This is a genomic window from Bradyrhizobium guangzhouense, from assembly GCF_004114955.1.
Lineage (GTDB): Bacteria > Pseudomonadota > Alphaproteobacteria > Rhizobiales > Xanthobacteraceae > Bradyrhizobium > Bradyrhizobium guangzhouense.
The window spans coordinates 6,361,230-6,380,297 of sequence record NZ_CP030053.1 but is presented as its reverse complement, the minus strand read 5'-3'; the positions used below and the strand labels follow the sequence as shown (position 1 = coordinate 6,380,297).

22 protein-coding genes and 1 pseudogene are annotated in these 19,068 nt (G+C 60.6%); 14 read left to right on the top strand and 9 right to left on the bottom strand.

The annotated features are described in order from the left end of the window. Positions 1 to 4: 4 nt before the first annotated feature. Complete coding sequence (locus tag XH91_RS30445) at positions 5 to 472, bottom strand: YbaK/EbsC family protein (RefSeq protein WP_128954023.1); 468 nt, start codon at positions 470 to 472, stop codon at positions 5 to 7. 57 nt (positions 473 to 529) lie between these two features. Next, positions 530 to 1,267 (bottom strand): haloacid dehalogenase type II, encoded by a 738-nt coding sequence (locus XH91_RS30440; protein WP_128954022.1) that lies wholly within the window; start codon positions 1,265 to 1,267, stop codon positions 530 to 532. 324 nt (positions 1,268 to 1,591) lie between these two features. On the opposite strand from XH91_RS30440, the gene XH91_RS30435 reads away from it, so the two are divergent. Then, positions 1,592 to 1,939 carry a hypothetical protein gene (locus XH91_RS30435; protein WP_128954021.1) on the top strand — a complete coding sequence of 116 codons (348 nt, stop codon included), beginning with the start codon at positions 1,592 to 1,594 and terminating at the stop codon, positions 1,937 to 1,939. Positions 1,940 to 2,005: 66 nt separating this feature from the next. Here XH91_RS30435 and XH91_RS30430 read toward each other — a convergent pair whose 3' ends face one another. After that, entirely contained in the window at positions 2,006 to 2,929 is a 924-nt protein-coding gene (locus XH91_RS30430; RefSeq protein ID WP_128954020.1) for a LysR family transcriptional regulator, read from the bottom strand. A 280-nt stretch (positions 2,930 to 3,209) separates the two neighbouring features. Here XH91_RS30430 and XH91_RS30425 point away from each other — a divergent pair, with 280 nt between their 5' ends. From XH91_RS30425 to XH91_RS30415, 3 genes and pseudogenes are all read left to right on the top strand, one after another. Then, positions 3,210 to 4,028 (top strand): alpha/beta fold hydrolase, encoded by an 819-nt coding sequence (locus tag XH91_RS30425; protein ID WP_128954019.1) that lies wholly within the window; start codon positions 3,210 to 3,212, stop codon positions 4,026 to 4,028. 394 nt (positions 4,029 to 4,422) lie between these two features. After that, positions 4,423 to 4,740, top strand: a complete 318-nt coding sequence (locus XH91_RS30420) for a hypothetical protein (RefSeq protein WP_128954018.1) — start codon at positions 4,423 to 4,425, stop codon at positions 4,738 to 4,740. 132 nt (positions 4,741 to 4,872) lie between these two features. After that, a pseudogene (locus XH91_RS30415) lies at positions 4,873 to 5,247 on the top strand (IS1595 family transposase); the annotation flags it as partial. A gap of 43 nt (positions 5,248 to 5,290) precedes the next feature. Here XH91_RS30415 and XH91_RS30410 read toward each other — a convergent pair. Continuing rightward, positions 5,291 to 6,010, bottom strand: coding sequence for a hypothetical protein (locus tag XH91_RS30410; protein WP_128954017.1), 720 nt, complete (start codon positions 6,008 to 6,010; stop codon positions 5,291 to 5,293). A 123-nt stretch (positions 6,011 to 6,133) separates the two neighbouring features. Continuing rightward, positions 6,134 to 7,144: a zinc-dependent alcohol dehydrogenase family protein gene (locus tag XH91_RS30405; protein WP_128955046.1), complete on the bottom strand. Its 1,011-nt coding sequence runs from the start codon at positions 7,142 to 7,144 to the stop codon at positions 6,134 to 6,136. Positions 7,145 to 7,228: 84 nt separating this feature from the next. Here XH91_RS30405 and XH91_RS30400 point away from each other — a divergent pair, with 84 nt between their 5' ends. From XH91_RS30400 to XH91_RS30385, 4 genes are all read left to right on the top strand, one after another. Then, complete coding sequence (locus tag XH91_RS30400) at positions 7,229 to 7,576, top strand: MerR family transcriptional regulator (protein WP_128954016.1); 348 nt, start codon at positions 7,229 to 7,231, stop codon at positions 7,574 to 7,576. Between the two features lie 61 nt (positions 7,577 to 7,637). After that, entirely contained in the window at positions 7,638 to 8,702 is a 1,065-nt protein-coding gene (locus XH91_RS30395) for an ABC transporter substrate-binding protein (protein WP_128954015.1), read from the top strand. A gap of 185 nt (positions 8,703 to 8,887) precedes the next feature. Next, entirely contained in the window at positions 8,888 to 9,877 is a 990-nt protein-coding gene (locus tag XH91_RS30390) for an ABC transporter substrate-binding protein (RefSeq protein WP_128954014.1), read from the top strand. A 161-nt stretch (positions 9,878 to 10,038) separates the two neighbouring features. Continuing rightward, positions 10,039 to 11,010 carry an ABC transporter substrate-binding protein gene (locus tag XH91_RS30385; protein WP_128954013.1) on the top strand — a complete coding sequence of 324 codons (972 nt, stop codon included), beginning with the start codon at positions 10,039 to 10,041 and terminating at the stop codon, positions 11,008 to 11,010. A 115-nt stretch (positions 11,011 to 11,125) separates the two neighbouring features. Here the strand turns inward: XH91_RS30385 and XH91_RS30380 are convergent, their stop codons facing one another. Further along, complete coding sequence (locus XH91_RS30380) at positions 11,126 to 12,010, bottom strand: amidohydrolase family protein (RefSeq protein ID WP_128954012.1); 885 nt, start codon at positions 12,008 to 12,010, stop codon at positions 11,126 to 11,128. A 342-nt stretch (positions 12,011 to 12,352) separates the two neighbouring features. On the opposite strand from XH91_RS30380, the gene ykgO reads away from it, so the two are divergent. The 3 genes from ykgO (at position 12,353) to XH91_RS30365 (ending at position 13,677) form a co-directional block, all read left to right on the top strand. Beyond that, positions 12,353 to 12,478, top strand: a complete 126-nt coding sequence (ykgO, locus tag XH91_RS30375) for a type B 50S ribosomal protein L36 (protein WP_006611362.1) — start codon at positions 12,353 to 12,355, stop codon at positions 12,476 to 12,478. A 120-nt stretch (positions 12,479 to 12,598) separates the two neighbouring features. Further along, entirely contained in the window at positions 12,599 to 13,234 is a 636-nt protein-coding gene (locus XH91_RS30370; RefSeq protein WP_128954011.1) for a tetratricopeptide repeat protein, read from the top strand. Positions 13,235 to 13,416: 182 nt separating this feature from the next. Continuing rightward, a complete protein-coding gene (locus XH91_RS30365) occupies positions 13,417 to 13,677 on the top strand; it encodes a hypothetical protein (protein ID WP_128954010.1) in 261 nt (86 codons plus the stop codon). Positions 13,678 to 13,683: 6 nt separating this feature from the next. Here the strand turns inward: XH91_RS30365 and XH91_RS30360 are convergent, their stop codons facing one another. Continuing rightward, the gene (locus XH91_RS30360) at positions 13,684 to 13,866 is read right to left on the bottom strand and encodes a hypothetical protein (protein WP_128954009.1); all 183 of its coding nucleotides are present in this window, start codon (positions 13,864 to 13,866) and stop codon (positions 13,684 to 13,686) included. 331 nt (positions 13,867 to 14,197) lie between these two features. Between XH91_RS30360 and XH91_RS30355 the strand changes: the two genes are divergently transcribed. Continuing rightward, a complete protein-coding gene (locus XH91_RS30355) occupies positions 14,198 to 15,160 on the top strand; it encodes an alpha/beta fold hydrolase (protein ID WP_164933666.1) in 963 nt (320 codons plus the stop codon). Between the two features lie 18 nt (positions 15,161 to 15,178). Here the strand turns inward: XH91_RS30355 and cycA are convergent, their stop codons facing one another. Then, a complete protein-coding gene (cycA, locus tag XH91_RS30350) occupies positions 15,179 to 15,574 on the bottom strand; it encodes a cytochrome c-550 CycA (protein WP_128954007.1) in 396 nt (131 codons plus the stop codon). A gap of 224 nt (positions 15,575 to 15,798) precedes the next feature. On the opposite strand from cycA, the gene XH91_RS30345 reads away from it, so the two are divergent. Both XH91_RS30345 and XH91_RS30340 read left to right on the top strand, forming a co-directional pair. Continuing rightward, a complete protein-coding gene (locus tag XH91_RS30345) occupies positions 15,799 to 17,292 on the top strand; it encodes an FAD-linked oxidase C-terminal domain-containing protein (RefSeq protein WP_128954006.1) in 1,494 nt (497 codons plus the stop codon). A gap of 29 nt (positions 17,293 to 17,321) precedes the next feature. Continuing rightward, the gene (locus tag XH91_RS30340) at positions 17,322 to 18,485 is read left to right on the top strand and encodes an acyltransferase family protein (RefSeq protein ID WP_128954005.1); all 1,164 of its coding nucleotides are present in this window, start codon (positions 17,322 to 17,324) and stop codon (positions 18,483 to 18,485) included. A gap of 48 nt (positions 18,486 to 18,533) precedes the next feature. On the opposite strand, the gene XH91_RS30335 is transcribed toward XH91_RS30340, so the two are convergent. After that, a complete protein-coding gene (locus tag XH91_RS30335; RefSeq protein WP_128954004.1) occupies positions 18,534 to 18,869 on the bottom strand; it encodes a putative quinol monooxygenase in 336 nt (111 codons plus the stop codon). Positions 18,870 to 19,068 lie beyond the last annotated feature (199 nt).

Here is a 19,068-nt window from a genome sequence, read left to right as displayed (position 1 = left end):
CGAGTTATGGCCTGTGCTCGCAGACATCGACCCATTCGGCCGAGGTCAGCTCGGCCATCCGCTCGGGCGTGATGCGGACGGCGCTGTGGGTCGAGCCTGCGGCCGGGACCACCACGTCATATGCCTTCAGCGAAATGTCACAATAGACCGGCAGCGGTGATTTCAGCCCGAACGGGCAGACGCCGCCGACCTCGTGGCCGGTGATGTCGGCGACCTCTTCCAGCCCCAGCATCTTCGGCTTGCCGCCGAACTGCGCCTTCACCTTCCTGTTGTCCATGCGCGAGGTGCCGGCCGCAACGATCAGGATCACGCGCTCGCCGACGCGCAGGGACAGCGTCTTGGCGATCATGCCGGGCTCGACGCCATAGGCTTCCGCAGCCAGCGTCACGGTCGCCGAGCTGATCGGGGATTCCATGACTGATATGTCGGGGGCTTTCTCGGCGAAGAAGGCGCGAACGGATTCCAGGCTCATTCCAGTCAGCTCATTCCAGTCTTGCGGGTGGTCGACGAGGCCGAGGCGATCCCCGTGTCATCCCTTGATGATCCCGGCCAGCTCCGACAGGGAGCGGACGCGATGACCCGGCGCAAAGCCGAGCTCGTCCATCTGGGTGCGGATCGCCTTGAACATGGTCAGCGGTGCCACGAGTTCGGTCTCGACGCAAGCCAGTGCCATCGCCTCCGGCGTCACCCGTTCGATCCAGGCAACGTTCAGCCCGAACGATTTTGCGCCGGCGACGTCCCAGGGATTGGAGGAGACGAACAGCACTTCCTCGGGCGCGGTGCCGAGCACCTCGCCGATCAGCTCGTAGGCCTGCGGGCTCGGCTTGAAGATCTTCTTCGCGTCCACACTGAGGGTGGCATCGAGCAGGCGGTCGAGGCCCGAATTGCGCACCAGAGCGTTGAGCATGTCAGGACTGCCATTGGAGAGGATGGCCAGCTTTCGCGGCTTCAGCGCCGTGAGTGCCGCGGTCGCGTCCGGATAGAGATCGAGGTGCAGATATTTGTCGATGACACGCTCGAAAACGTCGTTCTCATAGGCCAGCCCGAGCACGCGCAGCGTATAGGCCAGCGAGTCGCGCGTCACGGCTGCGAAATCCTGGTAGCGTCGCATCAGCGAGCGCAGCCAGGTGTATTCGAGCTGCTTGATCCGCCAGACCTGCGTGATCATCTCGCCATAGCCCGGAAAGGCCTCTTCGGTGATCTCAGCGACCGACTGGATGTCGTAGAGCGTCCCGTAGGCGTCGAACACGACGGCTTTGAGATTCATGAGCTGTCCTTCCGGGCGGTGTGGTCACGAGAACCCCGCGTGGGGCGAGTGCGTATATCGTTAGCTTACCAGAGCATAGCAAAAGGAGGCCAATCGCATATGCCATTTTGCGCGACCCGAGCGCGCGCATCGGCGCTCTTCAAAACGAAGGCGCACATGCGATTGTCATCCTGAGGGCCCGCCAACGGCCGGCGCCTCGAAGATGGCCACACGGTGTTCCTGCTGCGATTCCCTGCGCGCGTGATCGCCGGCGCCCGGCTCAGCTCGGAACTTTGCCGACGCCTCCCCGTTCCCGTTAGCGGGCACGATTGTTAGGCACGTATCATGAAATGGATGTTGGTCGTCTTGGTGGGCGGCGTCTCACCCGTCAACACTGATCTGGTGTTCGACAAGTTCAGCGACTGCCTATCCGCCGAGGAGCAGATGCGGCAGCACTATGCCGACGCGTTCGAGGCGTGGGATCGCACGGCTGCAACGAGGATCGATCGCCGCAGCGACTACAGGAAAGCCCGCGATATCGAGGCTAAGCGGCCGCTCAGCAACGTAGGGACGTGCGTCCCGCATGGTGGCGGCGATCAGCAACCGGTCGTAGCACCGCAGCAGCAACCTTCTGCTCCAGCGTCGCCGCAGCCTGCCGCGACACCGTCGCCGCAGCCAACGCCGCGACCTTAGCGGCGGCGATGGCGTCGCAGGCCTCCGACGCAGTGCTTCATGGTCGGGCCGCGATCAGGCTGCAAGCTATTGAACCTCGGCATAGCGAATGATGCTCTGATTTCGCACGCTCGCGATCAATTCATCCGCGCGAGACAAAAGTCGAAGCAGCAAGGGCGACGAATTCGCCTGGTTGTATCCCAGGGCCAGGTCGACTGTTGGCGTGCCTCCCTCCAAGGCTCTGGCGACAACGTTGGGTGCCAGCATGTTCTGTGCATAGAGCGGAACAAGACTAATTCCGCCCGTGGACGCCACGAGCGACATCGCCGACGAGATATTCTCGCCTTCGTACTTTGCCTTGAGCGCAATCCCGATCCTTGATGCGTAATCATCGATGACGGCTTGCAACACCGGGGAGGTTCTTGCCGAGCTGACATAGATTTCCCGAGCGAGATCCTGCGGCCGAATCCTCTTACGCGATGCCAAGCGATGGTCAGCCGGCAGCACGGCGATCAAGGGCTCCTTCGCCAGCGTCTTGAAGATCACGCCGGCACTCTCCTTTTCGGGCCGAAGGAAGCCGACGTCCAACTTTCCTCGCATCAACGCGAGCGCGATTTCCGGGGAGGATTGCGTAGACAGCGTGACTTCGATCTCCGGTGCTTCCTCACGGAGAATGCGTAGCAGTTGGGGGAGCCACATGACCTCCAACCCAACCAGGAATCCCATCGAGAGGACGGGTCTTTGCGGTTGCGCGGTGCGCCGGGCACCGTCTGTCGCCGCCTCGACTTGCAGGAGCGCCAGCCGTGCGTGATCGAGAAACACTCTTCCGGCGGCGGTCAGCGCCACGCCACGCGGCTGGCGCTCCAAGAGCTGTACGCCGACCTCGGTCTCCAGGTCGCGGATCTGTCGGCTCAGGGAGGGCTGCGACGTGTTCAGTCGCCGCTGGGCCGCGGTCAGCAGGCTGCCTTCTTCAGCGACGGCAACGAAATAGCGCAGGTGCCGGAGCTCCATGAGTCCCTCGTATATCTTCCAGGCATAGCTTGAAGCCTACAAGGTCTTGGTCAGGAGCCAAAGAGGGATTTACCGTTTCACAGTCTTCAACCAAGAAAAGGACAACGAACGATGTCATCGCCGAAGCCTCGTATCGTCTTCAGCAAATCTGAACATCGTGTCATTTGGAAAGCCAGGGGCCGCGATGTGTGGCCTGATCGGCTCGGGTCTGCTTGCTTTTTTTAGACACGCGTCCGCAAACCTTTCAACAAATATCCAATAGCGCAGATGGAGCGACTCGATGTCGACGATCACGACTACAGACGGCGTGAGCATCTTCTACAAGGATTGGGGATCGGGTCAGCCGATCGTATTCAGCCACGGCTGGCCGCTGTCAGCGGACGACTGGGATGCCCAGATGATGTTCTTCCTTCAGCACGGGTATCGCGTGATCGCGCACGATCGGCGCGGCCACGGTCGGTCCGAGCAGCCCAGCACCGGCAACGACATGGATCATTGGGTTGAAGACCTCGCGGCCCTGACTGAACACCTTGACCTGCGCGATGCGATCCATATCGGGCATTCGACGGGTTGCGGTGAGGTCGCTCGCTATGTTGCTCGCCACCCGGCGCGCGTCGCGAAGGCCGTGCTGGTCGCTTCACTGACACCGAACATGTACCGGAGCGAGGACAATCCGTCCGGTCAAGCGCCGAAGTGGTTCGAAGATATCCGAGCAGGTATGTTGGGCAATCGGTCGGAGTTCTACCGTTTCGTCCCTGAGAACCCGTTCTACGGCTACAATCTCGAGGGGGCCAAGCCTTCGGAGGCCATCATCGCGAACTGGTGGCGCCAAGGCATGGCCGGTGGTGCCCTCGCTCACTATGCGACTGTCGACTCCTGGCTCGAAGACTATACCGAGGATCTCAAGAAGATCACCGTGCCGGTGCTGGTGATGCATGGCGAGGCGGATCAAATTGTCCCATTCGCAAGTACCGTGCCGCGTGCGGTCAACCTGCTCAAGAACGGGTCGCTAAAGACTTATCCCGGCTATCCCCACGGCATGCTCACCACCCATGCTGATGTCCTCAACCCCGACCTGCTCGCGTTCATCAGGTCTTGAAGACATCTCCCATCGATTGTCGCCCACGGCACATATGAGGGCATATGTTGAGGAGGGTTCGGCTTTCGCCGTAGTGAAAGGAACGAACGGGAAGCTCGAACCCTCCTCGAAAATTCGCCGGCCGCGACAAGCGGTATCCGCCTTCAGGCCGGCCAGAACACGCACCCCGGTCATCGGCGTCATCCGCAGGGCGGCAGAAGTCATTCAAAAAGGCTGATCGAAGCAGCCGTTGTTGGTAAAGGTGAAGCCATCGTAGGTTGGCCTCGCCATTCCATCGGGCGTTGGCAAGTTTGCGATTTTTATCTCGGCCGTGGTGCAATCACTGCGGCGACTACGGTTGCCAGCCTTTCGTGCCCAACAACAGGCCATGATTACGTCCGGGCACGTTGAGGTCTTGGCTGTCGACCAGTCCACCCCGGATTTCAACTCGGCCATCGAGTCCACGTTCACCTTCTCGTATACCTGTATAGCAAAGAGGTATGCGACGATCGGGATAAGCGTTAGTCATTCGCGCAATGATGTCGGTGATCGGCGGTTCGGTCCGACGCAGGTCAAGACCCTCGACTTCTTCGATAGCCGTGCCTCATGGCGGCGCGACAAAGACGATCAAGGAGTCATGTGCCGGGAGGGCCAGCTCTTCCAGGACCGCGTCGTAGTCGCCTTGGATGAGCTCGATCGGGCGATCGAGCGCGGCAATGTTTTGCCTGGTTAGGCACGCTGGGGTCCAACTCGAACGCAAGCCCCTGCGAATGAGGAACGTGTCGCAGTATCCAGTAGAGCGTGTTGCATGAGCCGGCGAAGGGATCAATGACCGAGAACCTGGTCTCGGGCGGGAGTGAGGCGGCGACCTCTGCAGGCTCGCACCAAGGCGCATATCGTTCCGCATGTCGTGCGGTTGGTGAAGGAAGGCTCTCGCGTCCATACGGACGAGGCGTCAAACTTCAAGCTGTTAAGGCGCGATATGGCTATGACCACGAACACATGGATCCCTCGGCCAAGGAATACGTGCGCGCGACGTGCACACTAGCTAACTCGATCGAATCGTTCTGGTCTCAGGTGAAGCGCGGTATCAACGGGACTTACGTTTAGTTTTCGAAGAAACACTTGCAGCTTTACCTTCGCGAGCTCGAGTATCGCCATAACTTGCGGAAGCAGCCCGCTTTGATGCTCAAGCTTCTTTTTGCAGGCGTTTCCCCGGGTACGGGTTGAGAAATCATAGCCTGCAAAAGTTGGTCGAATCTCTGCTGATATTTCCGGTTCATTTAGGCTCCAAACTTCTCACGCACCTTAGTGAGAAATTGCAGCTGCTCGTCATGAAACTTCGGAACCGCCATCTCGTGTAACGAAGCCAACCCTTTCAGCTTACCTTCCGCCGCGCCTATTTCCATGGCGTGATTCATGGAAACAAACCCTCGGTTGGGCACATAGTTTCCCATCTCGGATGCGTTCTGCAAAGCCCAGACCCATCGCGAGCCTTCCTCTCCGGCGAAAAGCCCGGCCGCCTCTATCCATTCGTCTTTTAGGGCATCCATAATACCGCTTGGCTTTTCCCTAATGGTCTCAAATTCCCGTTCCGCTTCGTCGTGGCTGATTTCCTGGTTCAATAGCCGGATACGAAGTGCCTCAAATTCATCGCGTCGAGCAATAATGACTCGTTTGGCCTTCTCAAAGGCCTCCTCCATTTGTTCAGCGCCATCGAGTTTTGCCAAAAATCTGGCTTTGCCATCTAACTGCTTTACGGGGAGCGTCCCTTTGAATGAGGAGTAAGCTATCCCTAATAGTGCGGCCGATGCACTTAGCATCAACACTAGTGCCGCTCCTCCAAAGAGGGCCCCCGCCAAGCCAAACGAGTTCCAATACCAGAGCGCCGAAGCCGTGATGCTCATGACGGCCGCCGGGAATAACCAGTTGAAGCCGTAGAACGCCCAGCCAGCAATCGATTGGGCTTTGTCAGCGTGGCCTGACAGCTTGCCAATACCCATGTGTCTGCCCTCCAGCGTGCCCTCTAGGGGTAGTTGTGGCAGACAAAAAAGTACCCGATCTAGAGTACATGTTGAAAGTGTATATATCTGCCCTGCACACGGGCGCATTCCGCCGTCGGCGATCTAAAGCGTCACGACGACCTTGCCGAAATGTGAGCCGCTCCGAAGGTGAGCATAGGCCTTGGGGACATCCTCGAAACCGTAGATGCGATCCACGATCGGATGGATCGCATGGTCGGTCAGGAAGCGATTCATCGCCGTGAAATGTTCGACGGATCCGACCGTGACACCGATGATGTCGGCATTCTCCCATTGCAGGCGGGCGAGATCCGGCTTCGGGCCGAACCCCGTCAGGACGCCGATCTGAATGATCTTGCCGCCCGAAGCGAGGGATCGCAGCGTCCGGTCATAGGTACCGGGGCCGCCGAGCTCCAGAACATGACTGGCGCCTGCGCCGCCCGTGGCCTTCATCACAGCGGCGTCCCAGTCGGGCGTGTCGCGGTAATTGATGAGGATCGAGCCGCCCAGTGTCCTGGCGCGGGCGAGTTTCTCATCGGAGGATGAGATCACGATTGCGCGCGCGCCGAGCGCCGCCGCGAATTGAAGGCCGAACAGTGCGACGCCACCCGTGCCCTGGACAAGCAGCAGATCGCCTTTGCCCATCGCGCCGCGTGTGACGAGACCGTGCCAGGCCGTGACGCCGGCACAGGGCAGCGTGGCCGCTTCGAGCGAGGACAAGTGCGGCGGCACGGGGACGAGCGCGGTTGCAGGCAGCACCACATATTCTGCCAGCATTCCGTCCGTCGCGTTGCCGCCGAGCGACGACGGAACGTAGCTGGACTTGAACGGCCCGGTGACCCAATCGCGGAAGAACGACGCGGCGACGCGGTCTCCGACCTGCCATTGCCCGACGTCGGGGCCGATGGCGTCAACGATGCCGGCACCATCGGAGAGCGGCACGCGGCCGTTGAGCTCGCTCTCGCCCGCGCGGTCGAGGATGAGAAGATCCCGGTAGTTCAGGCTTGCCGCTTCGACCCGGATGCGGACTTCACCATCGGCGGGCTCGGGTTTGCTCACGTCGGCTCGCACGAGGCGACCGGCCCCGGCATGGCTGTTCAAATGGTAGGCTTTCATCATTGCTCCCTTCACAAGCGGCATGACTTGGATGGGCACAGTCTGTACGGTCTGACAGCGCTGTCAGGGTCAAGAGGTTTTCAGATGAAAATTGGCGAGCTCTCCCGAAGGACGGGCATCAGCGTCCGCATGTTGCGATACTACGAGGCCGAAGGGTTGCTCGCGCCGCAGCGGACCGCCTCCGGTTATCGCGACTATGGCCCGGAGGAAGAGCAGACTGTGCGGCGGATCAAGATGCTCGGCTCTGCCGGGATGACGCTCGAGACGATCCAGCAATTGCTCCCGTGCGTTCGGAACAACGATCCGGCTTTCACGCCGTGCAATGAGCTGCGCAGAATCCTCGCTCGGCAGGTCGGCCTGATCGACGAACGCATCGAGACCCTCAGCCAGAGCCGGACAATTCTTGCCGGCTATCTGGCGAGCGTGAACTGATCGCGCTGATGCGCGGACGTCCGCCTCGGGGGCAGAGCGGGCATGCTCTTGCGAGTTGGGAATGCCAGCTAGTGACCCCGAAGCACAACTACAGCAATCTCATTCGCCGCAACGCACAACACGATCCCTATTAACTGTGCTATTGTTGGTAAATGAGGCGGATCAGATGAAGCGGCGGGAATTCATCGCACTCGTAGGCAGCACTTTCGCAGCTTGGGGCTCCCAGGCGCAGGACGGTATCCGGCGGATAGGAGCGCTTGTCACCAGTCCGCTAAGCACCGGAGCGTTTGAAAAGGTGCTGAAAGAGCGAGGGTGGGCCGTCGGCCGCAACTTGCAGATTGAGTATCGATTCACTGGTGGTGACACTGACCTGACGCGAGGTTATGCCCGCGAGTTGCTCGCTCTAAAGCCCGACGTTCTGTTCGCAACAACTAACACGTCGATGGCCGCGCTTCATGCCGAGCACTACAACATCCCTACGGTATTCGCCATGGTAAGCGACCCCGTCGGAATGCACTATGTTGAAAGCTTTGCCAGACCCGGCGGCAATACAACCGGCTTTACGCCGTTTGAACCGTCCTTAGGCGGAAAGTGGGTTGCTCTCCTCGAGGAGGTCAGCCCGAACATCAAGCATCTTGGTATCGTGTACAATCCTGAACCAGGAAATAATTCGGCTGCCTTTCGTGACTCGATTGAAGCAGTCGCAAACGAAATCGGAATTGCATCGATCGAAACGCCGAATGGTGACGCTTCGGATATTGATCGATTAATTCGTTCGTTCAAGGAAAAGCCTAGCAGCGCCCTTGTTTTTCTTCCCGATGCACTCACGTCCGTCCGACGCGATCACATTATTGCGCTGGTCGCGCAGTCTCGATTGCCCGCGATCTATCCGCTGCGTCTCTACTGTGCGGCTGGCGGTCTCATGTCCTACGGAGTCAGCATTAACAGGATTTATGCCGGCGCAGCATCTTATGTTGATCGAATCTTGCGCGGTGCAAGCCCTGCCGAGTTGCCTGTCCAAGCACCTACCGAATTTGAGTTGGTCGTAAATAGAAAGGCTGCGCAACAACTTGGCTTAACCTTGCCGCCCACCTTACTCGCTCGTGTCGATGAGGTGATCGAATAGCGCTGTATTGCAGCAACGCGCGAGCCGTTGACGCGTTGCGGCGAGATGTCCGGGGTCAGGGGTAAAGCGGAAGCTTCCCACCGCTGCTCAAAACGGCGCGGTTGACCCGAAGCGGAAGCCTCTGGCACCCGAGGCGACAGGATATTAGGCTCCCGTCATAACGACTTCGCTTTCAGGGAGGACAGATGCGACGGCGAGAGCTTCTGGCCGCACTATTGGCCGCCACGGCCGCGAGGCCATTGAAAGCTACGGAAGTAAACAAGGTTCATCGTCTGGCGGTTTGCGCAGCCAGTCCAGAATGGGCCTCGAAGAACGTTTGGGCCACCCTGTTCAATCGATTGCCTCAGATCGGGTTCGTCGAAGGGAAGAACCTTATCATCGATCGATATACTACGGACGGCCAACCGGAGCACTATGGAGACGTTGCCCGTAAGATCGTGCAAGCAGCACCCGATGTCATAGCACTCGGGTTCGATCATCAGCTCATTCTAAAGATCGCAGCAGAGACAGCCTCGATCCCGATAGTAGCTACGTTTGGCGATCCGGTGGCCGCCGGGATCGTGAGAAACATGGGAAGGCCGGAGCGCAACATCACTGGCGTTTCATTAGACGCCGGCATCGAGATGCAAGGAAAGCACCTCGAGATATTGTTGCAAGCTGTCCCCTCGGCATCGCGCGTCGCCTACCTGTCAAATCGTGCTGAATGGGACGGCGCATGGGGACAGTCTACCAGGGACGCCGGCCGCCGGTTAGGCATTTCGGTGGTTGGCTTCCCCCTGGAGCATTCGGCGGACGAGTCCGAATACCGGCAGGCCTTCGAGAGCATGAGTCAGCAATCGATCAACGCGCTCATGGCCAACGGATTTCCTCCCAATCTCGGCCACCGCGACTTGATACTTGAATTGGCGGTGAAATATCGCCTGCCGTCCATCACCTGGTGGCCTGACCTTGTCGAACGCGGACAGGGATTTCTCTCGTATGCACCCGATTATCCATATTATTTCCGCCTCTGGGCTGATGAAGTTGGCGAAGCTCTAAACGGAGCTACCCCGGCCGACATCCCGATCCAACAGGCGACCAAGCTCCTACTTGAAATCAATCTGAAGACCGCCAAGGCGGTTGGTCTCGACATTTCGCCATCGCTTCTCGCTCGTGCCGATCGGGTCATCGAATAGCGTCAAGTTATCTCCGCTTGCGGCCCAGAACGGGCCGCCTGCAGCGTTCGCCGATTCGTCAGCTGGTGATCCTGAGCGGAATTCGCATTGATCAATGTGTTGCTGTCTTCCTTCTCGGCAGCATCATATGATTGGCGAAGTTAGAGACTAGAGGGCGCGCCATGAAGCGACGGGATTTCATGAAGGCTATTGGTCTTATCACCGCCTGCGGCGCAGCAGCCACTCCCCCAATGGCTCAAGGCAAAGTGCGTCGGGTAGGTGCACTGCTTGTAGGAGCAATTACAAAGAAGTTTCTTGAAGATAGCCTCAAACAACGTGGCTGGAAGCTCGGCGATAATCTCATCGTTGAAAGCCGAATATATAACGGAGATACTGATCTGGCGCATCGTTATGCCCGAGAGCTGATCTCCCTGAAGCCGGATGTGCTGTTTGCATTGACCAATACGTCCATGGCGGCACTTCAAGCTGAGGGCTCAACGCTTCATACCGTCTTTGCCATGGTAAGTGATCCAGTGGGAATGCAGTACGTTGATAGCTTTTCCAGACCGGGCCACAACGTGACAGGCTTCACACCATTTGAGCCGAGCTTGGGCGGCAAGTGGGTTTCTCTCCTGAAAGAGATTGCGCCGAACATCCAGCACATCGGGCTCGTCTACAATCCTGAACCCGGAAACAATTCCGCGGCATTCCGCGAATCGATAGACAGGACCGCGCGCGCATCAGGAATCGCGTCAGTGGAAACACCCAGTGGCGGAGAATCCGACATGGAGCGTTTGATCGTTTCCTTTAAAGACAAGGCCGATAGCGGCCTCATTTTCTTGCCTGATGCATTCACGAGTTCACAACCAGATCGCTTTACAGCCTTGGTCCGCCAATGCCGCATTCCAGCAATATATCCACTCCGTTCCTTCTGCGACGCTGACGGCCTGATTTCTTACGGCGTCTACTTCATGAAGGTATTCGATGGTGCGGTGTCGTACGTTGATCGGATTCTGCGCGGTGCTGATCCCGCCGAACTGCCCGTTCAAGCTCCAACCGAGTTTGAGTTGGTCGTAAACCAAAAAGCAGCCCGGCAACTTGGCTTACGATTACCTCCCGATTTAGTTGCTCGCGCGGACGATGTAATCGGATAGACCACCGCGCTTGCTGCGGTGCATTTGTCCGCTGTTGGCCCCGAAGCTGATCAGAGCGGCTTGGCCGCGAATGTCTGCCGTCGCAGAGCCGTGAGCGGACGCTGTGTGGATGCTGCTAGATCCCCAGAATCGTCCGCGCGTTGGCCTTCAACACCTTCGGCCGGATCTCGTCGCGGATGTCGATCTTGGCGAAATCCGACAGCCAGCGGTCCGGCGTGATGACGGGCCAATCGGAGCCGAACAGCATCTTGTCCTGCAGGATCGAGTTGATGTAGCGCACCAGGATCGGCGGGAAGTATTTCGGCGACCAGCCGGAGAGGTCGATATAGACGTTCGGCTTGTGGGTCGCGACCGACAGCGCTTCTTCCTGCCAGGGGAAGGAGGGGTGGGCGAGGATGATCTTGAGGTCGGGGAAATCGGCCGCGACGTCGTCCATGTACATCGGGTTGGAATATTTCAGCCGCATGCCCATGCCGCCGGGCATGCCCGAGCCGACGCCGGTCTGGCCGGTGTGGAACAGCGCGATCGCGCCGCCGTTGTTGATCTCTTCGTAGAGCGGATAGGCCATGCGGTCGTTGGCGTAGAAGCCCTGCATGGTCGGATGGAATTTGAAGCCGCGCACGCCGTAGTCCTCGATCAGCCTGCGCGCCTCGCGCACGCCGAGCTTGCCCTTGTGCGGGTCGATCGAGACGAAGGGGATGAGGACGTCGAGATGGTCGGAGGCGATCTCCAGCATCTCCTCGTTCTTGTAGCGGCGGAAGCCGGTCTCGCGCTCGGCATCGACGGGGAAGATCACTGCGGCGATGTTCTTGGAGCGGTAATAGGCCGCGGTCTCCGGCACGGTCGGCGGATGCTTGTGCGGCGACTTGAAATACTCGGCCATCTGCGCCTGGAAATCGTCATAGCCGTCGTCGGGATGGGTGCCGCAGGGCTCCTCGGCATGGGTGTGGATGTCGATCGCAACGACCTTGTCGATATCAGGCAGCTTCAGCTTGGGCATTTGTGTCCTCCCGACGGGTTGCCAAATTGATTATATGATATAACGAATTTGGCAAGGCGTTGCTGGCAGGGAAATCGCAACCCGTGAAAGTCTTTGCGGGGCCTCGCCGCGATGGGACGGAATCGGGCCGATCCGGCCGCTTCTACTGTGCATGGGGTTGTTTTCGCGATTTTGCTTGAGGGGAACCGGCCGGATAACATTGACACGACCTCACGCGATGCCTTAAGAACCGCCCCGTCCCGGGCGGTCGGTCCGCCAGCGGGAAAGATTTCATTTTGCCACATTCGCGCGTGCCGAGACGGTAGTGCCGAACACGGCCTTTCGAACGTTCAGGATTCTGCCATGAAGGTCCGTAACTCGCTGAAGTCGCTGCGCGGTCGCCATCGCGCCAACCGCCTGGTCCGCCGCAAGGGCCGGGTCTATGTGATCAACAAGGTGCAGCGCCGCTTCAAGGCTCGCCAGGGCTGATCTGCCAAGAGGCTGATCCCCGGCAGCGCCTTTTCGCGCGGCCCCGCAAGACCACGGCTCACACGAGTTTGACGCCGCCTTTGCTTTGCAAGGGCGGCTTTGCGCGTTTAGACTTTCACCATGACCGTGAGATTCCTTCATCCGCGTACGCTGTGCCTGGCCCTGGTTCTTGGAACCGCCGGCCTTGCGCCGGCGCTGGCGCAGGATCCGGCCCCGCCGGCGAAGCAGCAGAAGAAGCTGCCCGAGGCGCCGGCCAAGCTGCCCAAGGCCGACCGCACCAAGAATCTCGATTTCCTGTTCGGCGCGCTGAAGGCCGCCCCTGATGACGTCAGCGCCAGGCATGTCGAGGCCCGGATCTGGGCGATCTGGCTGCAGACCCCGAGCGACACCGCCGCGCTGCTGATGGCGCGGGCCAAGGCGGCGGTCGATGCGCAGAAGATCGACGTCGCGATCAAGCTGCTCGATGCCGTCATCAAGCTCCGGCCCGACTACATCGAAGCCTGGAACCGGCGCGCCACGCTCTATTACATGCAGAACGACTATGCCCACTCGCTCGCCGACATCCGCGAGGTGCTGATCCGCGAGCCCCGTCATTTCGGCGCGCTCGCCGGGCTCGGCATGATCATGCAGGACGTCGGCGACGAGAAGCGCGCGCTCGAGGCCTACCGCAAGGCGCTCGCCGTCAATCCGCACCTTGAGAAGATCCCCGAGCAGGTGAAGGCCCTGGCCGAGAAGGTCGAGGGCCGCGACATCTAGAGCACGATCCGGAAAAGTGTGCAGCGGTTTTCCGGAAAGATCGTGCTCAAACAATACGAGATATTTCGATCATTTTTCGAGCGGTTGCGGCGCGCGGCGATTAACCACGATCGGAAGCGCAATCTCGCAAGGACTATTGCCGGCGCCGCCGCAGGTCTACCTGCATGGCAGGGAGCACAGCCATGATGCGTTTGATCTTTGCTTGTAGCTTGCTGTTGGCGTCGGGAACGGTCAGCCTCGCCAATGGGCTGTTCTGGGTGGTCGGCAATCGCGCCACCGGCAAATGCAACATCGTGACCAGCAATCCGGTCATCTACGGCGACATCTGGTTCGGCGACGGTCCCTACAAATCCAAGGACGATGCCAAGCTTGCGCGCTCGACCATCCGCGCCTGTCCCGTGCTCACACCCGACGAGCAAAAGGCCGAGGACGACGCCGGTTGATCTGGCTCAGTGCAGCAGGTTGGTGCCGCGCTCGGCGAGACCGCGATCGGCCGCCGCCGCATAGGCCTTGGCGAGTTCGCTCTCGAGATGCTCGTTGATCAGCAGCAGGGCCCGCACGGCACCGCGCAAATCGCCGTTGCAGCTTGCGACAATCTCGTCGATTGCGCTGTCATTCGATCTGAAGCTCATCGATAATCCTCCGGTTCAAACCCAGGACAATCCTGCCGGTCTTTCCTGCATCCCCCGAGGTTGCGAGGAGGGATCGGCGCCCATCCGCTTCCAAATGGCGGAACCGACCGTGGCGATTATAAGGACGGCGCGATGACGACTGCATGAAGCTGGCCGGAGGCTTGTGTGTCATCGCGTGGTATCATTGATTTTGTTGAATTTTTTTAGTTCGGCAATTATGCACATATCCACAGGGCGGCATTTCCGGTGGAAGCGCCGAGCCTCGCTGCGCGAAACTGCCGTCTGCGTCATTCGTAACTGCCATGTGCCCTGGATCGTCCGGACTGTCTCCATGATCGTTTTATCAGCCGTGACGGCGCTGGCCCTGCTCGCGCTGGTCACGCAGGCCGGCATCGTCGTCCTGCAACGTTCCTTTCCGCCGCAGGGCCGGATGATCGAGGTCGAGGGTGCGAGGCTGCACGTCGTCGACATCGGCCCGCGCGACGCTGGCTTGCCGATCGTCATGCTGCACGGCGCAAGCTCCAATCTCGAAGCGATGCGGCGTCCGCTCGGCGACATGCTCGCCGGGAACCACCGCGTGGTTCTGATCGACCGCCCCGGACACGGCTGGAGCACGCGTGCGCGACGGCAGGATTCGACGCCTCAGATTCAGGCGCGAATGATCGATGAGGCGCTCGGCAAGCTTGGAATCGATCGCGCCATCTTCGTCGTGCACTCCTGGAGCGGTGCGCTGGGCGCGCGGCTGGCGCTCGATCACGCAAGCCGCGTTGCCGGGCTCGTGATGCTGGCACCGGTGACCCATCCCTGGCGCGGCGGCGTCGGCCGCTACAACGAGTTCATCGCAACGCCTGTCATCGGCCCGCTGCTCGCCTACACCATCACGCTGCCGCTGGGCTATTTCGTCACCGAATCCGGTGCGCGCAACGTTTTCCTGCCGCAAACGATGCCTGATCGATTCGTGAATGAGTCAGCGACGCCGCTATTGCTGCGGCCGCGCGAATTCATCGCCAATGCCTATGATCTGGTGACGCTGAAGGAAGCCGTAGCCGCGCAGGCGCCGCGCTACGGCGAGGTCAGAGCGCCCGTGACGATTATCGCCGGCGCGCCCGACAAGACGGTGAAGACCGACATCCACGCACGCCCGTTCGCCGCGACGGTGCCGAATGCAAAGCTGATCGTGCTGCCCGATCTCGGCCACATGGTGCAGAACGCGGTACCGGATCTCGTGAAGACAGAGATCGAGACGATGATCGCGAACATTGCCCCGGCGCAAGCGGCCGCCAATTTCAATTAGCGGCCGCCATTCGTTCGCTTACTGCTTGATCTTCCCGTCCTTGTCGAACTGCGAGACGTAGGACCAGAGGTTGTTGACCTCGGTTTCGTTCTTGATGCCGGCGAATGCCATCTTGGTGCCGGGAATCTTGGCCTTCGGATCCTTGATGTATTCCTTGAACTGCGCCTCGTTCCAGGTGATGCCGGAATTCTTGTTCGCATCCGAATAATTGTAGTCCGGCGCGGTGCCGGAATGACGGCCATCAAGGCCGTTCAGCTCGGGGCCGACCTTGTTCTTCGCGCCTTCGCCGATGGCGTGGCAGGCGAGGCACTTGTTGAACGACGTCTTGCCGGCCGCGACATCCTGGGCCATCGCGGTGGAGGCTGCGGCAGTCATGGCGAGGGCAACCAAAGCGCCGAAAGTCAATTTTTTCATAGCTCTTCGTCTCTTCCCGGGTCAGAGGGGGGATCGTGGTTTTGGCAGGTTCGGTGCACGTGGACAAGCCGCCAAACCCTGACAGGTTTCTTGATAGCAGACTTGCCTCAGAGAGAACTTGCGCTGCAACAAAGCAATGCGACCTTCGGAGGACCCTACCCAAACCTGGGCAGACGTGATTGATTTGCCGGAACAAATTCCAATGCCCGACGAAGGTTTGTAACATGGCCATCATGATGCCCGCGAGCGATCAGGCGGTGCTGGCGCGCCGCAGCGAAATCGTCGCCGCCTTGCGCGCAATCGTGCCGGGCGAGGGCGTGATCGATACGCCCGCCGAGATGCGGGCCTATGAATCCGACGGTCTGACCGCCTATCGGCAGCCGCCGATGGTCGTGGTGCTGCCTGATACGACCGAGCAGGTCTCGCTCGTCCTGAAATATTGTGCCGCCCATGGCATCAAGGTGGTGCCGCGCGGCTCCGGCACCTCGCTATCCGGCGGCGCGCTGCCGCTGGAGGACGGCGTGCTGCTGGGCCTCGGCAAGTTCAAGCGCATCCGCGAGATCGATTTCGACAACCGCGTCGTCGTCACCGAGCCCGGCGTCACCAATCTCGCCATCAGCCAGGCAGTCGCGCATGCCGGCTTCTACTACGCGCCCGATCCGTCCTCGCAGATCGCCTGCTCGATCGGCGGCAATGTCGCGGAAAATTCCGGCGGCGTGCACTGCCTCAAGTACGGCATGACCACCAACAATGTGCTCGGCTGCGAGATCGTCCTGATGAGCGGCGAGATCCTGCGCATCGGCGGCAAATCGGCGGAGAATCCCGGTTACGACCTCATGGGCGTCATCACCGGCTCCGAAGGCCTGCTCGGCGTCATAACCGAGATCACCGTGCGCATCCTGCAGAAGCCGGAGACGGCGCGCGCGCTGATGGTCGGATTCGCGCAGGTCGAGGCGGCCGGCGAATGCGTGGCGCGCATCATCGGCGCCGGTATCATTCCTGGCGGCATGGAGATGATGGACAAGCCGGCGATCCACGCCGCGGAGGCGTTCGTCCATGCCGGCTATCCGCTCGACGTCGAAGCGCTGCTCATCATCGAGCTCGACGGTCCCAAGATCGAGGTCGACGAGCTGATCACGCGCGTCGAGACCATCGCAAGAGGCTGCGGCTCGGTGACGCTGCAGATCTCCAATTCGGAGGCCGAGCGCAATTTGTTCTGGGCGGGCCGCAAGGCCGCGTTTCCCGCGGTGGGCCGCATCTCGCCCGACTATCTCTGCATGGACGGAACCATTCCGCGCGGCGCGCTGCCGAGGGCGCTGGCGCGCATCCGCGAGCTTGGCGAAAAGTACCAGCTCGGCTGCGCCAACGTGTTCCACGCCGGCGACGGCAATCTGCATCCGCTGATCCTCTACGATGCCAACAAGCCCGGCGAAATCGAGCGCGCCGAGGCCTTCGGCGCCGACATCCTGCGCGCCTGCGTCGAATTCGGCGGCGTGCTCACCGGCGAGCACGGCGTCGGCATCGAGAAGCGCGACCTCATGCCGGAGATGTTCACCGAGATCGACCTCAGCCAGCAGCAGCGGTTGAAATGCGCCTTCGACGCGCAGGGCCTGCTCAATCCAGGAAAAGTGTTTCCGACCCTGCATCGCTGCGCCGAGCTCGGCCGCATGCATGTCCATGCCGGCAAGCTGGCGTTCCCGGACATTCCGCGGTTCTGAGCATTGGGCTTGTCGGTTCAGGTAGCGGTATGGCGGACATCTCGATAGGCACGACGACCAGGACAGCGGCCGCGACGCGCACCCCTTCGCGCATGCTGTTCATCGACAACATCCGCTGGTCGATGATCATTCTCGTGCTGAGCATGCATGCGGCCGACACCTACTCACCGTTCGGCAATTGGTACTATGTCGACCGGCAGAAGATCGGCTTCGGCACGGCTCTGTTCTTCGGCATCTATCAGAGCTTCCTCCAGGCGTTCTTCATGGCGGTGTTGTTCTGCATCGCCGGCTATTTCGCGGCATCATCGTTTGACAGGAAAGGGCTTTCCGCTTTTGCCCGTGACCGGTTGTTCCGGCTGGGCGTACCGACCCTGGTCTATATGTTCGTGATCGGTCCGCTCACTCAGTATTTCCTGTCGCATAGCTGGGGCAACGGTGGTTTCGGCCATCAATGGCTGACGCACCTGCGCGATGGCGAGTGGCTGTCCGAGACCGGGCCGATGTGGTTCTGCGCCGTGCTGCTGCTGTTCTCGCTGCTCTACGGTCTGATCCGGCTGTCGGGATGGCAGGAGCGGATGGTTGCGCTGAGTGGACCGTTGGTCGCGGTCTTCGTCGTGGTCATGGCCACGACGACCTTTGCCGTGCGCGTCGTCGTGCCGGGCGGTGCGTCAGTGCTCAACGTCCATCCCGGCGATCTCCCGCAATATGTTCTGATGTTCGCGGCGGGGGCCTACGGCTACCGCGGCAACTGGATGATTGGCCTTGTCGACCGATCGTATCTGCGTTGGGGAGCTCTGGCGCTGGCCATCTCTGCGGCGCTATTCGCGGCGCTGGTGCTGTTTGGCGGCGGCCTCGAAGGCGACACGGCGCTCTATGGCGGCGGCTTCAATCCCGTCAGTGCCGGCATGTGCCTGTGGGAGGCGCTCGTCTGCGTGGGCATGGGCTTCCTGCTCCTCGCCGTTTACCGTCGCTATTTCGACACGCAAGGTCTGCTCGCCAATTGGCTCTCGGACAATGCCTTCGGCGTCTACCTGATCCACCCGCCGATCCTGATCGGCTTTGCCCTGCTGATGCACGGGTTGCTGCTGCCAGCGCTCGCGAAAGCGCTCCTGCTGACGGTGCTGGCCGCGATCGGCAGCTTCAGCGTCTCGGGGTTCATCCTGCGCAGATCGCCGCTGCGCGCGATCATCTAGTGGTACGACGCCGCGGTCCGGATCGAACCGCGGCGTGCGAGCTGGCTTCTACAGCAGCCCGTACTGCGCCCGCTCGCGCTTCGCCAAGAGCGGCAGCGCTTGGCCTGCGATGTAGGTCTTGAAATGCGCGCTCTCCTGGTGCGCCTTGAACGCGGCCTCGTCGCGGAACAGCTCATAGAACAGGAACTGCGCCGGATTGTCCTTCGCCCGTGAGATCAGGAACAGCTTGACGCCCTCCTCGCGCTGCGCTTCCGGCAGGAAGCGGTCGAGGATCCCTGCGATCTTGTCGGCCTCATCAGGCTTTGCCTCCCATTGCGCGACCACGAGCAGGCCGCCGCCGTCGACGGCATCACTCAGCGATTTCTGCGTGGCATAGTGGTTCATGATGTCTGTCTCCATCGGTTGGTTTCGATCGCGACCGGGGCAGACTTGTAGCGATGGCCCGCCGGCTTTGGTTCGCCGCGGATCGAAGTGTCGATGTCGTGAACGATTCGACTAATATCGAAGTGTCATTGTCGCTCGCGGCGGGTCCCGCGCGGGCGGGCGAGGGGCGATGGCGCGACGTCATATTTGATTTCGGACG